15 protein-coding genes are annotated in these 13,868 nt (G+C 69.8%); 10 read left to right on the forward strand and 5 right to left on the reverse strand.

The features are described 5' to 3' along the window. The first annotated feature begins 194 nt into the window (after positions 1–194). Genes AB0N66_RS29035 through AB0N66_RS29050 form a run of 4 tightly spaced genes read left to right on the forward strand, consistent with a single transcriptional unit; the run spans position 195 to position 5,083 of the window. Complete coding sequence (locus AB0N66_RS29035) at positions 195–764, forward strand: 2Fe-2S iron-sulfur cluster-binding protein (protein WP_365440479.1); 570 nt, start codon at positions 195–197, stop codon at positions 762–764. Then, positions 761–1,753: a xanthine dehydrogenase family protein subunit M gene (locus AB0N66_RS29040; RefSeq protein WP_365440481.1), complete on the forward strand. Its 993-nt coding sequence runs from the start codon at positions 761–763 to the stop codon at positions 1,751–1,753. Before AB0N66_RS29035 ends, AB0N66_RS29040 begins: the two co-directional genes overlap by 4 nt. Then, entirely contained in the window at positions 1,750–3,879 is a 2,130-nt protein-coding gene (locus tag AB0N66_RS29045) for a xanthine dehydrogenase family protein molybdopterin-binding subunit (protein WP_365440483.1), read from the forward strand. The genes AB0N66_RS29040 and AB0N66_RS29045 overlap by 4 nt, the downstream gene beginning before the upstream one ends. Beyond that, entirely contained in the window at positions 3,872–5,083 is a 1,212-nt protein-coding gene (locus AB0N66_RS29050) for an XdhC/CoxI family protein (protein WP_365440485.1), read from the forward strand. The genes AB0N66_RS29045 and AB0N66_RS29050 overlap by 8 nt, the downstream gene beginning before the upstream one ends. 27 nt (positions 5,084–5,110) lie before the next feature. Here the strand turns inward: AB0N66_RS29050 and AB0N66_RS29055 are convergent, their stop codons facing one another. Both AB0N66_RS29055 and AB0N66_RS29060 read right to left on the reverse strand, forming a co-directional pair. After that, complete coding sequence (locus tag AB0N66_RS29055) at positions 5,111–5,806, reverse strand: HAD family phosphatase (RefSeq protein WP_365440487.1); 696 nt, start codon at positions 5,804–5,806, stop codon at positions 5,111–5,113. A gap of 143 nt (positions 5,807–5,949) precedes the next feature. After that, positions 5,950–6,426 carry an Lrp/AsnC family transcriptional regulator gene (locus AB0N66_RS29060; RefSeq protein WP_365440489.1) on the reverse strand — a complete coding sequence of 159 codons (477 nt, stop codon included), beginning with the start codon at positions 6,424–6,426 and terminating at the stop codon, positions 5,950–5,952. Positions 6,427–6,763: 337 nt separating this feature from the next. Between AB0N66_RS29060 and AB0N66_RS29065 the strand changes: the two genes are divergently transcribed. The 5 genes from AB0N66_RS29065 (at position 6,764) to AB0N66_RS29085 (ending at position 9,706) form a co-directional block, all read left to right on the forward strand. Beyond that, complete coding sequence (locus AB0N66_RS29065) at positions 6,764–7,192, forward strand: ATP-binding protein (protein ID WP_365440491.1); 429 nt, start codon at positions 6,764–6,766, stop codon at positions 7,190–7,192. 366 nt (positions 7,193–7,558) lie between these two features. Continuing rightward, on the forward strand, positions 7,559–8,422 hold the full coding sequence (locus tag AB0N66_RS29070) for a SigB/SigF/SigG family RNA polymerase sigma factor (protein WP_365440493.1): 864 nt from the start codon (positions 7,559–7,561) through the stop codon (positions 8,420–8,422). A 75-nt stretch (positions 8,423–8,497) separates the two neighbouring features. Continuing rightward, on the forward strand, positions 8,498–8,722 hold the full coding sequence (locus AB0N66_RS29075; RefSeq protein ID WP_365440495.1) for a DUF5133 domain-containing protein: 225 nt from the start codon (positions 8,498–8,500) through the stop codon (positions 8,720–8,722). A gap of 55 nt (positions 8,723–8,777) precedes the next feature. Further along, on the forward strand, positions 8,778–9,278 hold the full coding sequence (locus AB0N66_RS29080; RefSeq protein WP_365440497.1) for a DUF6328 family protein: 501 nt from the start codon (positions 8,778–8,780) through the stop codon (positions 9,276–9,278). 80 nt (positions 9,279–9,358) lie between these two features. After that, on the forward strand, positions 9,359–9,706 hold the full coding sequence (locus AB0N66_RS29085) for a PRC-barrel domain containing protein (RefSeq protein WP_365440499.1): 348 nt from the start codon (positions 9,359–9,361) through the stop codon (positions 9,704–9,706). A 31-nt stretch (positions 9,707–9,737) separates the two neighbouring features. Here AB0N66_RS29085 and AB0N66_RS29090 read toward each other — a convergent pair whose 3' ends face one another. Both AB0N66_RS29090 and AB0N66_RS29095 read right to left on the reverse strand, forming a co-directional pair. Next, positions 9,738–10,172 (reverse strand): ATP-binding protein, encoded by a 435-nt coding sequence (locus AB0N66_RS29090; RefSeq protein WP_365440501.1) that lies wholly within the window; start codon positions 10,170–10,172, stop codon positions 9,738–9,740. A 70-nt stretch (positions 10,173–10,242) separates the two neighbouring features. After that, the gene (locus tag AB0N66_RS29095; protein ID WP_365440503.1) at positions 10,243–10,500 is read right to left on the reverse strand and encodes a WhiB family transcriptional regulator; all 258 of its coding nucleotides are present in this window, start codon (positions 10,498–10,500) and stop codon (positions 10,243–10,245) included. A 252-nt stretch (positions 10,501–10,752) separates the two neighbouring features. Between AB0N66_RS29095 and AB0N66_RS29100 the strand changes: the two genes are divergently transcribed. Next, positions 10,753–11,457: a GAF and ANTAR domain-containing protein gene (locus AB0N66_RS29100; protein WP_365440505.1), complete on the forward strand. Its 705-nt coding sequence runs from the start codon at positions 10,753–10,755 to the stop codon at positions 11,455–11,457. A 21-nt stretch (positions 11,458–11,478) separates the two neighbouring features. Here AB0N66_RS29100 and AB0N66_RS29105 read toward each other — a convergent pair whose 3' ends face one another. Further along, positions 11,479–13,830: a SpoIIE family protein phosphatase gene (locus AB0N66_RS29105; protein WP_365440523.1), complete on the reverse strand. Its 2,352-nt coding sequence runs from the start codon at positions 13,828–13,830 to the stop codon at positions 11,479–11,481. Positions 13,831–13,868 lie beyond the last annotated feature (38 nt).

Here is a 13,868-nt window from a genome sequence, read left to right on the forward strand (position 1 = left end):
GTCCTCGTCTGGCTGCACACGTCCTCCTTCCGGCCGGGTCTTGCTAAGCGGACAACTGTCCGTTAGGTTAAAGGGCTACCGGACAGCTGTCCGCTTAGAGTCCACTGTAGCGGCAGAGCAGGCCAGTGCGGCCGATTGATGTCCATTGCCACCGACTCCGCCACCCGTAGTGCTACGCGAAAGAAGGCCGATTCATGGCCCCCGCGACGTCGAGCGCCATCACCCTGAACATCAACGGGGAGAAATACACGCTGCCTGTCGACCACCGCACCACCCTGCTCGACGCGCTGCGCGAGCGGCTGGATCTGACCGGTACCAAGAAGGGCTGCGACCAGGGCCAGTGCGGCGCCTGCACGGTGCTGCTCGACGGGCGCCGGGCCCTGTCCTGCCTTCAGCTCGCGGTCGCCGCCGAGGGGCGGGAGGTCACCACCATCGAAGGTGTGGCGGACGGTGAGCGGCTGCACCCCGTCCAGCAGGCCTTCCTCGACCTCGACGGCTACCAGTGCGGGTACTGCACACCGGGGCAGATCTGTTCCGCCCTCGCGGTGATCGAGGAGCACGCGGCGGGCTGGCCGAGCGCCGTGACCGCCGACGTCCGGCCCGAAGCGGAGGTCCCGCCGCTCACCGCCGACGAGATACGCGAGCGGATGAGTGGCAACCTGTGCCGCTGCGGCGCTTATGTGTCGATCGTGCGGGCGGTCGAGCGGGCCGCGCAGGCTCAGACGGCCGAGAGTGGAACCCAGACCGAGGGGGCGGCGGCATGAGGGAGTTCGACTATCAGCGCGCCTTCGACGTCTCCGGCGCGGTCGCCCTGCTCGACGCCGACCCCGAGGCACGCTTCCTCGGCGGCGGCACCAACCTCGTCGACCTGATGAAGGCCGGCGTGGAAAGGCCCGCCCGGCTCGTCGACGTACGCGAACTGCCCCTCGACCGGATCGAGTTCACGCCGGAAGACGGTCTGCGCATCGGCGCGACGGTCACCAACAGCGACCTCGCCGCCCACCCCGAAGTACGCCGCCACTACCCGGCGTTGACGCAGGCCGTCCTGGCCGGCGCCTCCGGTCAGCTGCGCAACATGGCCACGGTCGGCGGGAACCTGCTTCAGCGCACCCGCTGCGGCTACTTCACCGACCTGGCGAAACCCTGCAACAGGCGTGCCCCCGGCAGTGGTTGCCCCGCCGTCGAGGGCGAACACCACAACTCCGCCATCCTCGGAGCCTCCGAACACTGCGTGGCCACCCACCCCTCGGACATGGCGGTGGCGCTCGCCGCCTTCGACGCCGTCGTGTCGTACGAAACGACGGACGGGCCCGGCGAGTTGCCGCTCGCGGAGTTCTACCTCCCCGTGGGTGACACCCCTCATCTGGAGACGGCACTGCCGCCCGGCGCACTGATCACCGGCGTCACCCTGCCGCCGGCGCGGGTCGCCGCCAACTCCCGCTACCGCAAGGTGCGCGAGCGAGCCTCGTACGCCTTCGCCGTCGGCTCGGTCGCCGCCGCTCTCGACATCCAGGGTGATGTCGTACGTGAAGTGCGCCTGGCCTTCGGAGCGGTGGCGTCCCGGCCGTGGCGGGCCTCGGAGGCCGAGCGGGTGCTGACCGGGGGACCGGTGAGCGCCGAGGCGTTCGCCGCAGCGGCCGACGCCGAACTGGCGGCCGCCGAAGCGCTGCCCCACAACGGATACAAGGTGACCCTGATCCGCAACCTCGTCGTGGCCGTGCTGACCGAACTCACCGAGGAGGCGACCCGATGACGACGCCGACCACGACGACCGGAGCCGCTGCCGTGACCCGAGCCGTCGGCACCGCCCACACACGCGTGGAGGGCAGGGCCAAGGTCACCGGAGCGGCCCGCTACGCCGGAGAGATTCCCTACGCCGAACTCGCCCACGGCTGGCTGGTGTTGTCGACCACGGCCCGCGGCCGTATCCGCTCGGTGCAGGACGCGCCCGTCCTCGGGATGCCAGGAGTTCTCACCGTCCTGCACCACGGGAACGCCCCGCGCCTCGACGTGAACTACACGAACGCGTTCGGGCGGCCCGACCCCGTGCTGCAGCTCTTCCAGCACGACCGCGTCCCCTTCGTGGGCTGGCCGGTGGCTCTGGTCGTCGCCGAAACGTCCGAGCAGGCGAGGGAGGCCGCCGAGGCGCTGGTGGTCCGGTACGACGAGGAGCCGCACGACGTCGCGTTCTTCCCCGGGCGCCCGGGGACGTACACACCGGAGGACTCGGAGACGGCGAAAGGGGACCTGGAGTCCGAACTCGCCGCGTCCGCCGTCGTCCTGGACGCCGAGTACACCACGCCGGAGGAGCACCACAGCCCCTTGGAGCCGCACGCGGCGATGGCGCGCTGGGACAACGGCCGACTCGAAGTCGTCGACTCCAACCAGGGCAGCGGGTTCGTGGCGGACGAGCTCGCGAAACTGTTCTCGCTCGACCGGGACTCGGTGCGGGTGCGGTCCGAACACGTCGGCGGTGGCTTCGGAGCCAAGGCGACCCGTCCGCACTCGGTCCTCGCCGTGATGGCGGCGACTGTCCTGCACCGCCCGGTCAGGGTCGTACTGACCCGCCGTCAGATGTTCTCGCTGGTCGGCTACCGCAGCCCCACCGCGCAGCGCGTCCGGCTCGGTGCCGACGCCGACGGGCGACTGCGCGCGTTCGACCACCAGGCGCACAGCCTGACCTCGACCGTCCATGAATTCGTCGAGAACAGCGCCAACTTCGGGCATGCGATGTACGACGCCGATGCGCATCACACCGTGAACCGTGTCGTACGGCTCGACGTGCCGACGCCGAGCTGGATGCGCGCGCCGGGCGAGGCGCCGGGCTCGTTCGCGGTGGAGTCCGCGCTCGACGAACTCGCCGAGAAGTGCGGCATCGATCCGATCGAGCTGCGCGTACGCAACGAGCCCAGCGTCGGGCCCGTCTCCGGGCTGCCGTTCGCCAGCCGGAACGTCCTCGCCTGCTACCGGGAGGGCGCCCGCAGGTTCGGCTGGGCGGACCGCGACCCGCGTCCGGGCGTCCGCCGCGAAGGGCGCTGGCTGCTCGGCACCGGTATGGCGGCGTCCGCGTTCCCTACGCTCTCCGCACCGTCGACGGCGGCCGTGACCGCGGAGTCGGACGGTACCTTCACCGTGCGGATCACCGCGGCGGACATCGGGACGGGGGCGCGCACCGCGCTCACCCAGATCGCCGCGGACGCGCTGGAGGTGGGACAGGGGCGGGTACGGGTCCGGATCGCCGACAGCGATTTCGGTCAGGCGATGATCGCAGGCGGCTCGATGGGTACCCGCTCCTGGTCCTGGGCGATCACCGTCGCCGCGGGCGAGCTGCGTGAGCAACTCGCCCTGGGCGGCGGCATTCCACCCCAGGGGATCACCGCACGGTCGGACACCGCCGAAGCCGTCCGCGCACTCTCGAAGAAGGAACGGAACGCGTTCGGGGCGCAGTTCGCCGAGGTCGCGGTGGATGTCACCAGCGGTGAAGTACGCGTACGGCGGATGCTCGGCATCTTCGCAGCGGGCCGCATCGTCAACCCGCTGACCGCACGCGGACAGTTCATCGGCGGAATGGTCTGGGGGCTGTCCATGGCGCTGCACGAAGAGGCGGTCAGGGACCAGGCCTCCGGCGGCCATGTCGGGGCCGACCTCGCGGGCTACCACTTCGCCGCGCACGCCGACATCCCGCCGATCGAGGCGGACTGGGTGGACGACCCGGACCCCGACGACCCCGTCGGAATCAAGGGCATCGGGGAGATCGGGGTTGTGGGCGGCGCCGCGGCGATAGCCAACGCGGTGTGGCACGCGACCGGCGTACGCCAGCGAAACCTGCCGATCCGGCCCGACCGCGTGCTGATGGCGACTGCGGGCGGACATGCTTGACCTTGCCGACGAGCTGAACCAATGGGCCGAGGAGGGCCGGGACTTCGCCGTCGCCACCGTGGTGTCCGTCGGCGGCAGCGCGCCACGCGATCCCGGCGCCGCCCTCGCCGTCGACGGCCATGGCACGGTCATCGGCTCGGTCTCCGGCGGCTGCGTCGAAGGGGCGGTGTACGAGCTGTGCGTCCAGGCGCTCCAGGACGGCCACACGGTGCTCGAACGGTTCGGCTACAGCGACGAGGACGCCTTCGCGGTGGGCCTCACCTGTGGCGGGGTCATCGACGTCCTGGTCACGCCGGTGAGAGCCGACGCGCCGGACGGGAAGGTGTTCGCGGCGGCCCTGTCGGCCGCCGCGCGCCGGGAGGCGGTCGCCGTGGCCCGGGTGGTCCGCGGTCCGGCCGAACTGCTCGGCGGGTCGCTGTTGGTCCACGCCGACGGGTCACACGACGGGAAGCTCGGCGGCTCGGACGGCTCGTACGACGGCGGTCTCGGAGGCCCCCACACCGACGACGGCGACGACCTGCCGGCTCTGGACCGGACGGCGCTGGCGGAGGCCCGCGCGATGCTGGACACCGGTCGCACGGGCACGGTCGAGATCGCGGAGGACGGATCGCGCTGCCCGGGCGGAGTGACCCTGTTCGTCGAGACAAGGGTGCCGCCGCCCCGCATGATCGTGTTCGGTGCCGTGGACTTCGCCGCGGCGCTGGTGCGGGCGGGGAGGTTCCTCGGCTATCACGTGACCGTGTGCGATGCCCGGCCCGTCTTCGCCACGCGCCTCCGCTTCCCCGAGGCCGACGACATCGTGGTCGACTGGCCGCACCGCTACCTCCGGAGCACGGGGACCGACGGGCGCACAGTGCTCTGCGTGCTCACGCACGACGCCAAGTTCGACATTCCGCTGCTGGAGACGGCCCTGCGGCTGCCTGTCGCCTTCGTCGGCGCGATGGGCTCGCGCCGCACCCATGAGGACCGTGACCGCCGGCTACGCGAAGTCGGGCTCACCGACGCCGAGTTGGCCCGCCTCCGGTCCCCGATCGGGCTCGACCTCGGTGCCCGTACGCCTGAGGAGACCGCCCTGTCCATCGCGGCGGAGATCGTCGCGGCCCGCCGGGGAGGGACCGGCGTCCCGCTGACCGGCTCGGGGACGCCGATCCACCGTGACGTGGACGGGAAAGAGGCCGCGGCCCGCACCGAGGCGGCCGCGTGACCCGCTGCCGGGGTCGGCGAGGGAATCTCAGGAAGCTGGAGCCGAGTCCACGAGCCAGTCGTACGCGGCCCGTGCTGTGAATTCGGCCTGGCCGCCGCGTAGCAGCAGCCCCGCCGTGGCGAACTGCGGGTCGTCGGCCTGGGCGGCGACGTACGGGATGGCGATGCAGCGCATCCCGGCAGCGTGCGCGGCCGCGGCGCCCGGCGCGGCGTCCTCCAGGACCACGCAGTCGGCCGCGGACGTCCCCAGGCGGCGTGCCGCCTCCAGGAAGACGTCGGGTGCGGGCTTGCCGTGCGCGACCTCGTCGGACGAGACGACGGTCGGCAGGTAGGAGACCAGTCCCGTGCCGGTCAGGATCGCCTCGATGGCCTGCGGTGAGGAGCCTGAGGCCACGGCCATCGGGACGCCGTCGCCGGCCAGCAGCTCCACGAACTTCCGCATCTCCGGGTACACGCGCGTGGAGGCGCGGGCCAGCGCCAGATAGCGGCGGTTCGTGTCGGCGAGGAGGGTGTCGAGCGGGACCGCCAGGCCGTAGCGCTTCTTCCAGAGGCCGAGCGTCTCCTGGACGCTGATACCGACGTAACTCTCGTGATCGGACCAGGTGAAGTCGGCGACGCCGTGCTCGGAGAGCGTCTGCCGGCCCGCCTCGAAGTAGTTCGGCTCGCTGTCCACGAGCGTTCCGTCGAGATCGAAGATGACTGCGGTGCTGCCGAGAGTGCTCATGGGTTCCAGGATGCCAATGATCGGCTCGGCGCCGGGCTGCCGTGGCCGCCGGCGCTGTGGATGCGGGTGGTGAAGCGGCCGGTCAGTTGGTTCCTCTGGTTCCTCGTTCGGCGCGACCGGTCAGTTCCTCGCGGTGCGGCCGGTCAGTTCTTCGCGGTGCGGCCGATCGACTCCACCAGCGGCAGCAACCGCTGCGGGACGCGCTCGCGCAGTGCCACCTCCGTGCGGGTGCGCACGACGCCCGGCATGCTGATCAGCGCCTGGATGACGTCTTCCAGGTGCGCGTTGTCGCGTGCCACGACCCGGGTCAGCAGATCACCGCCACCCGTGATCGAGAACGCCTCGATGATCTCCGGCACGGCGGCCAACGCGTCGCCCACGTCGTCGAGATGACCCTGCGTGACCTCGATGTGCACGAAGGCGAGCACGGGGTGGCCGAGTGCCGCGGGGGACAGGGTCGGGCTCGTACCGGTGATCACTCCGTCCCGCTCCAGCCGGTCGAGGCGGGCCTGAAGGGTGCCACGGGCGATGCCGAGCGTGCGGGCGTACTCGCGCACGCTGGTGCGTGGCTGCTCCAGCAGCAGCCGCAGAATACGGGTGTCGAGCTCGTCCACGGCCATGGTCCGTCTTCCTCCTGCCGCCTCGGGTGATCACTCCCGACTGTACCAATGGCTCAGCTTGCGGCGAGTCCGTTGAACCAGTACCCGGCTGCCACCAGGCCCTCGCGGCCGACGGGGTTTGGAGCGGCATTCCGCGGTCAGCCGTAGAGGTGGACCATCCGCCGAGGACAAGACGGATCAGTTGAAGGACGACCCGAATTCCGTCTCATGCGAGAGGTCCACGGGTTCCGTCTCATGCGAGAAGGTCACGTGAAAAGTCATGAGAAACGGTCACGAGAAAAGGTCACACGACGACGCTTGGGAGCGAAGGATGTGCGCGGAACACCGGACGAACCGGATGTACTCCACCAGCACGGTGGCTGTCCCGGAGCAGCCGCGCTCAGGGCCGCGCAGTCCCGCCGAGGCGCGCCTGGAGGTCCGGCGCGCGCTCGAAGGGCGATTCCGCGACAGCGGCACACCTGGTGACGAAGACGCCGTCAGCGACGCCTTGCTCGTGGCCTCCGAGCTCACGACCAACGCGATTCGGCACGGGGGCGGTGTCACGGACTTCGAGGTCACGCTGGGCGACCGCGAAGTACGCCTGTCGGTGAGTGACCGAAGCGAGCAACTGCCCTTGACCGTACGCGGTGGCGACGAGCCGGGGGACCTGCGGGTGGGAGGCCATGGCTGGCCGATCGTCTGCCGTCTCGCGCGCGATGTCGTCGTCTCGGATCTGCGCGCGGGAGGAAAGCGCATCACGGCTGTGGTGCCCCTCTCGTCGTCCTGAGGCTTTCCGCCTCGTCGTCCTGAGGCTTTCCGGAAAGCATCGGTCTCGTTTCCGTCTTTCCGCCGGGGGTATTCGTGAGGCGCCCCCGTATCCCCCGGCTCGCAGCGCATATGCCTCGCGTCCGAAACCGTGCGAAGTGAGCCTGCGTAATCACGTGTCCTTTCGTACGAGCCTGGCTTCCGGACGTGGATCGCGGAAGAAATGAACGGCCCTGTTTGACCGGAGGAATGCCGGGCAACTGGATTTCGTGCTTCGGACCGGAGGCGCGCCAGCGGGAGTGGTATGCCGCGCGGCCGCCTTCCGTCGGCCCGACAACACCGCGTCCCGCGGTCAGACCCAGACAGCACCGTGGAGGAGCGATTCCGCATGCTCACTGACGTATCCGCACGCCTTTCCGCCGGCCCCGCCCCCAGCGGGTCCGCCACCAAACGACCGTACGACGACGCACCGGACTGCGCGTCGGCTTTCGCCCGGCTGGTGGAGCTGAGTGAGGGGCCCGAGCGCGACCTCATCCGCGATGACCTGGTCGAGTCGTGGCTGCCGATGGCTTATCGCATCGCGGGCCGCTTCCGTGACCGTGGCGAGTCGATCGAGGACCTTCGGCAGGTCGCGGCACTGGGCCTGGTGAAGGCCGTCGACCGTTTCGACCCGGAGCGCGGGGCCTTCGAGAGCTACGCGGTACCGACCATCACCGGCGAGATCAAGCGCCACTTCCGCGATCGTATGTGGGCGTTGCGGGTTCCGCGACGCGTGCAGGAACTCAGGAACAAGGTGCGGGTCGCACGTCGCGAGCTCTCCCAGCTCCCCGGCTCCCCCGAGCCCACGACCGCCGAGATCGCCGCCCACACCGGTCTCTCGGAGGACGAGGTCGGCGACGGGATGGAGGCGATGGAGAGCTTCAGCACCCTCTCCCTCGACGCCGAACTGTCCTCCAGGGAGGACGGCTACAGCCTTGCCGACACGCTCGGCGCGGCCGATTCCTCCTTCGACACCGTGGTGGACCGCGAGGCCGCGAAGCGGGGGCTGAGCCGCCTGCCCGAGCGCGAACGCGCCATCCTGTACATGCGGTTCTTCGAGGACATGACCCAGAACCGCATCGCCGACCGGCTGGGTATCTCCCAGATGCACGTCTCCCGGCTCATCAGCAACAGCTGTGCCCGCATACGCGCCGAGGCGCTCGACGACGAGGCGCGCAGCCAGGAATCCGGGGGACCGACGCAAGCCGCCTGACCGGTCGGCTGCTTCTGCTTGCCTTCGCTTTTTCGCTTGTTCTTGCTTGTTCTCATGTGACCAAGGAGTACGGACATGCTGATGCCCCATCCGGAGACGCTGCGCGGGCTCGTGGCGGAGTACGAGGCGCTCACTGCCCAGGAAACAGTGGACGGTACGGAAGGACCGGGCCGACGGGCCCAGGATCTGGCGTACACGCTCTGCGTCTCGACGGGTACCCGCGATGTGCGGACGGCGCTGGCGGCGGCCCGTCGTCAACTCGTGGGCGAGACCGCGGTGATGCCCGCGATGAGCGACTGAGACCAGTCAGGGGCGCACCGGCGACTGAGCCGAACCACTGGAACAGGGAGGAAAGTTGACGGTCTCGGGAGACGAAGCAGCCACCGGGAACGGCGGGCGGGATGAGACCCAGGAAGAGGGGGCCGACCGCAGGTGGAGTGAGCTCATCCAGGAGATCAGGGTGGCTCAGACGGGCGTGCAGATCCTGTTCGGCTTCCTGCTCACCGTCGTATTCACTTCGCGATACGGGCAGTTGGCGCAGCTGGACAAGACCATCTACATCGTCACAGTCCTCCTTGGTGCCGCCGCCACGGGTGCGCTCATAGGTCCCGTGGCCCTGCACCGGATCGTCTCCGGGCGGCGCGTCAAACCGCAGGCGGTGAGGTGGGCTTCACGGCTGACCTTCGTAGGACTTGTTCTGCTCCTCGCGACCATGACCTCCTCGCTCCTGCTGATTCTCCGGGTGGCCACGCACGACGCGTACGTGCCGTGGCTCGTCGCCGGGGTCGTCGCCTGGTACCTGTTCTGCTGGTTCGTCCTGCCCATGTGGGTGCGCTACCGGTACACCAGCGACTGACACATCAGCGAGCGCGCCACGGACCTGCCGAGTCACGGACCGGGCGAGCCGCCGACCAACCCCCGACACCAGGAGTACCTGTGCACGAGTCTCTGTGGAACTACACGCCCACCAGTGGTCACACCCCTGACGACGACCTCACCGGCTACGCGGTCGAGGCCACGGACGGGCACATCGGCACCGTCGACAAACACTCCGGCGACGTCGTCGCGCAGTACATCGTGGTCGACACCGGTGTGTGGATCTTCGGCAGGCAGGTCATGCTGCCCGCCGGCACGATCGTGGGCATCGACCACGAGGCCAAGAAGGTCCATGTGTCCCGCAGCCAGGCCGAGATCAAGGCGTCACCCGAGTTCGACAAGGACAAGCATCTGGGCGACCCCGCCTATCGCGACCAGCTGGGCGGCCATTACGGATCCGGTCACTGAGGCCGACCGGCGCCGGGACAGGAACGGCAGATCACCAGGGCAAGAAGGTGTGCACGTCCTTGCCGTCGGGCCGCAGCACCACGCTGACCTGGTCGCTCAGGGTGTGAATCAGGTGCCAGCCGATTCCGCCTCCGCCCTGCCGCGGATGGAACGGGCGGGGTGCGGGCGGGGTGGTACTGCTGTCCCGCACGGTCACATGGATGCCGTCGAAGGTGCGGCGCATGTGAAGTTCGAAGGGACCTGGGGCGTACTGGACCGAGTTGGCGACGAGTTCGGTGACCACCAGCAGGATGTCGTCCCAGTGCTCGACCGCGCTGGGCGGTGACGCCCGCGCGAGCGTGGTCAGATAGGTTTCCGCAGTCAGGCGTGCATCAGTCACGTTGCGCAACTGGCCTGCGAAGGTTCTGGAGAGCGTCTCGATCCCCTGTTGCGACGGTTTCCTGTCCCCACTCGGATCGCTTGCCATCTCGCCTTCCCGTGTGGGCTCCTCCACGGTCTCCCCGGACGTGGACCTTGTCCCCCTTGTCGGGGGCTGCCTATGCCGTGGTGTCCCGGGACCGCCGAGCCGCCCGCCGCCACAGTGAACGCCGCTCAGCCTCACTTGTACCACCCCAGACTCCGATGCTCTGGCCCGTTTCGAGGGCCCACTTCAGGCACTCGTCGCGGACCGGGCAGCCCTCGCAGACGGCTTTCGCCTCGTTGATCTGCAAAATCGCGGGGCCTGTGTTGCCGATGGGGAAGAACAGGTCGGGGTCGACGGTGCGGCATGCCGCGGATTCGCGCCAGTTGCTCATGAGGGCCTCCTGCGCTCGCAGTCGTGTGGATCGGTGCGGGTTCGTTCGGTGTTCGGGTCACCCGGGATGGCACAGGTGAAACAGAAATGAGCCGCTGACCCGAATGTCCTGTCCGCGCGTGACCCGAATGTCCTGCTGAAAACCGCCTGCTTGAACATTGAGTTACCAGGGAAAGCGGATCCGAAGCGCGGCCGGTGGTGTGCCGGCGCCGGGCGAGCGGCAGTCATCTGTCAGCGAGTAAGGAGGTGGGACATGGCGCAGGAACCCGACGACGTCTGGGAGCGGTTCGCCATCGGCTTGGCAGAGATGGCGCGGGATCTGCTGGCCCAGGACTCGGTCCAGGCCACCCTGGACCGGATCGTGGCGCACGCGTCGGTGCTGATCAGGGGAGTCGACGAGGCCGGGATCCTCACCGTGCGTCGCGGTGAGGTGCACGCTCTGTCCGCGACGAGCGACCTCGTGCGCACTGCGGACCGGATCCAGCAGGACCTGCGGGAAGGGCCGTGCTTCGACGCCGTCATCGACCGCCGACAGGTCTACACCATCGAGGATCTGCGTGAGCCGCACGATCGCTGGTCCCGCTTCGCCCCCGAGCTGAGGAACCTCGGCATGGGGAGCACCTTGGGCTTTCTGCTGTTCACCGAGGACGACGAGCTCGGCGCACTCAATCTCTACTCCCGCCGGCCGCACACCTTCGACGAGCCGGAACGGCGCGCGGGCTGGGTGCTCGCCTCGCACGCGGCCGTGGCGTTCTCCGCTGCCCGCACGCACCAGCAGCTCAGCCATGCCCTGGAGACACGTCACGAGATCGGTGAGACCATGGGCATCCTCATGGAGCGCCACGGGCTGAGCGAGGACACGGCCTTCAAGGTCCTCAAGAAGGCCTCCCAGGACCGCAACATCAAACTCCGCGACATCGCCCGCCAGATCTGCCGGACCGGCGAGAAGCCCGACTGACCGCACCCGCGGCGCACGGCGCTACGACACCCGGATCCCGACGATGCACGTGTCGTCGTCGGTGTCCGACCTGCTGTACGTGAGGAGCCGGTCCAACTGGTGGTCCAGCGTGCTGGAAACCGTGCGAGCGGTGGTCAGCAGCTGGGCCATCGACTCATCGACCGACCGGTCGCGCCGCTCCACCAGCCCGTCCGTGTACATCAACAGGGTGTCCTCGGCCGCCAGTTGAACCTCGTCCTCCTCATACGTGGTCTCGGCCACGGCACCGAGCAGAATCCCCTTGAGGAGGGGCAGCGGGTTCGCCTCCGTGTCACGGACCAGAACGGGCGGCAGGTGACCGGCCCTTGCCCACCGCAAGGTGCGCCGGGCCGGGTCGTAGAGGCCGCAGACCGCCGTGGCCGTGATGGAACCCGTCAGATGGTGCGCCACGATGTTGAGCCACGACAGCAGCTGGCCGGGACCCGCACCCGTCACGGCGAGTCCACGCAGCGCGTTCCGCAGGACCACCATGCTGGTCGCCGCCTCGATCCCGTGACCGGCCACGTCGCCGACGCACAGGAGCACCAGCCGGGAGGGCAGGACAACGGCGTCGTACCAGTCGCCGCCCACCAGTTGCTCGGTCTCCGCCGGGCGGTAGCGGACGGCGACCTGGAGCCCCGGCGCCTTCAACGGGGCCTGGGCCGGGGGCATGATCGCGTGTTGCAGCTGCAGGGTCAGCCGGTTGCGTTCGTGCGCCTGCTGCTCGCTGTGGGCGAGCTGGTCACGCGTCGCCGCGAGCGCGACCTCCGTCCAGTGCTGGGCAGAGATGTCCTGGCAGGCCCCTCGTACGATGAACAGCCGGTTCTCGGAGTCGAGCACCGGCTCGGCCACCACCCGCAGATGCCGGGTCACCCCGTCCGGGCGCTGGAGCCGGAACGCCGCCGTGGCCGGCCGCCGGTGGTGGAGGAGGGTGCGCAGAAAACGGCCGATCGCGACGGCGTCGTCCGGGTGCGCGTGTGCGGCCAGGTCCTCAAGGGGCACGGGCGTGTCGGAGGCGGAGCGCCCGTACAGGCTGAAGAGCGTGCCGTTCCAGGTGATCTCGCCGGTGAGCAGGTTCTCCTCGAAGCCGCCGATCCTGCCGAGCCGCTGGGCGTGCTGAAGCAGGCTGGCGAGCCGTGCGGTCTCGTCCTCGATACGCCACAGGAGCAGCACGCTGTCGCCGTGCCGGCTGAGGCTGATGTCGGCCACGCTCGACAGCGGTACCTGGTCGACCAGGGCCGTGAGGTCGATCCGGTGGGTCCGGAAAGGCTCACCCGTGGCGTAGACCCGCTCGACGTGTTGGAAGAGTTCGCTCTCCCCGGCGGCCAGCGGATAGGCCTCCAGCAACAGCGCTCCGTTGACGACGCCGCGGGGCCGGCCGGCGGGGTCGAGGAACCGGCTGTTCACATGGCGGATCCGGAAGTCCGCGAGCTGTCCGCCGTCGTCGAGATGGGGTTCGAGGATCAGCGCGGGATCGTGCAGGCCGTCGACCAGATCGATCAGCTCCGCGACACCGGGCGTGACCTGCGGGCCGTTGGCGTTCGTACGGTCGCTCAGGAGCGGGCGGCTCTCCAGCGTGTGGGCGCACAACTCGGCCAGCGCCTCGACCTGGCGGGCGACCTGGGGCGACTGCGGTTCCAGGGGGGAAGGCCACGCGATTTCGAGGACGCCGTGGATACGGCCGCCGACACCGGCCGGGGCTGCCACCCTCCCGCCGTACGGGTAGTGGGTGCGCCCGATGGTCGGTTGGCCGGCCTCGCTGAGTGACGCGGTCCACTGCGTCGTACGACCGGACAGGGCCCGGCGCGCCACCGTCGCCACGCCGGGCGGCACATAGCGCCAGCGTTCAGCTTCCGCCGCGGAGAACCCCGCGCTGCCCGCCAGGGTGAGACAACCGTCGGCGCCGACCGCCCAGATGGCCACGGCCACCGCGCCGAGCGGGGTCAGGGCGTGCTGGAGCAGCGAGTCGGCCACCGACTGGGTGTCGTCGGCGGCCAGCGCACCGCTCTCCGCCTCCCGCAGCCGTACCCCCGGGGAGACGTCCTGGGCGCCGTTGGAGGCGGCCGTGGCGGCGAGGAACGTACTGGTCACCTCGGACAGCCGGTCGCGCGCCGCCTGGTTGATGACGTCGACGGCGAGTTCGAGCAGGCCCAGGTTGCCCTGCTCGGTCAGCTCGTCGAGCTGTCGGGCGGCCTGCGCGGGGCCGCAGCCCAGGCGTTCGATCAGGATGCCCTTGGCGAGCTCGATCAGGGCGCGGCCGTCGGCTTCGGCCTGAGCGGCCTGCACCTCGCGACGTAGCCGCTCCACCGTGGCGGCGAGTCTGCCCACCATGGACGTCGACGCGGCGTCGCCCAGGCCGTCCGTCGGTTCGGCCGTCCAGGTACCCGGGGGCT

It is taken from the genome of Streptomyces sp. NPDC093544 (assembly GCF_040683495.1).
GTDB lineage: Bacteria > Actinomycetota > Actinomycetes > Streptomycetales > Streptomycetaceae > Streptomyces.

What these genes read in the sequence shown, in the direction of transcription:
- AB0N66_RS29035 (WP_365440479.1), top strand. Translation starts at nt 195, where the DNA reads ATGGCCCCCGCGACGTCGAGCGCCATCACCCTGAACATCAACGGGGAG.
- AB0N66_RS29040 (WP_365440481.1), top strand. Translation starts at nt 761, where the DNA reads ATGAGGGAGTTCGACTATCAGCGCGCCTTCGACGTCTCCGGCGCGGTC.
- AB0N66_RS29045 (WP_365440483.1), top strand. Translation starts at nt 1,750, where the DNA reads ATGACGACGCCGACCACGACGACCGGAGCCGCTGCCGTGACCCGAGCC.
- AB0N66_RS29050 (WP_365440485.1), top strand. Translation starts at nt 3,872, where the DNA reads ATGCTTGACCTTGCCGACGAGCTGAACCAATGGGCCGAGGAGGGCCGG.
- AB0N66_RS29055 (WP_365440487.1), bottom strand. Translation starts at nt 5,806, where the DNA reads ATGAGCACTCTCGGCAGCACCGCAGTCATCTTCGATCTCGACGGAACG.
- AB0N66_RS29060 (WP_365440489.1), bottom strand. Translation starts at nt 6,426, where the DNA reads ATGGCCGTGGACGAGCTCGACACCCGTATTCTGCGGCTGCTGCTGGAG.
- AB0N66_RS29065 (WP_365440491.1), top strand. Translation starts at nt 6,764, where the DNA reads ATGTACTCCACCAGCACGGTGGCTGTCCCGGAGCAGCCGCGCTCAGGG.
- AB0N66_RS29070 (WP_365440493.1), top strand. Translation starts at nt 7,559, where the DNA reads ATGCTCACTGACGTATCCGCACGCCTTTCCGCCGGCCCCGCCCCCAGC.
- AB0N66_RS29075 (WP_365440495.1), top strand. Translation starts at nt 8,498, where the DNA reads ATGCTGATGCCCCATCCGGAGACGCTGCGCGGGCTCGTGGCGGAGTAC.
- AB0N66_RS29090 (WP_365440501.1), bottom strand. Translation starts at nt 10,172, where the DNA reads ATGGCAAGCGATCCGAGTGGGGACAGGAAACCGTCGCAACAGGGGATC.
- AB0N66_RS29095 (WP_365440503.1), bottom strand. Translation starts at nt 10,500, where the DNA reads ATGAGCAACTGGCGCGAATCCGCGGCATGCCGCACCGTCGACCCCGAC.
- AB0N66_RS29100 (WP_365440505.1), top strand. Translation starts at nt 10,753, where the DNA reads ATGGCGCAGGAACCCGACGACGTCTGGGAGCGGTTCGCCATCGGCTTG.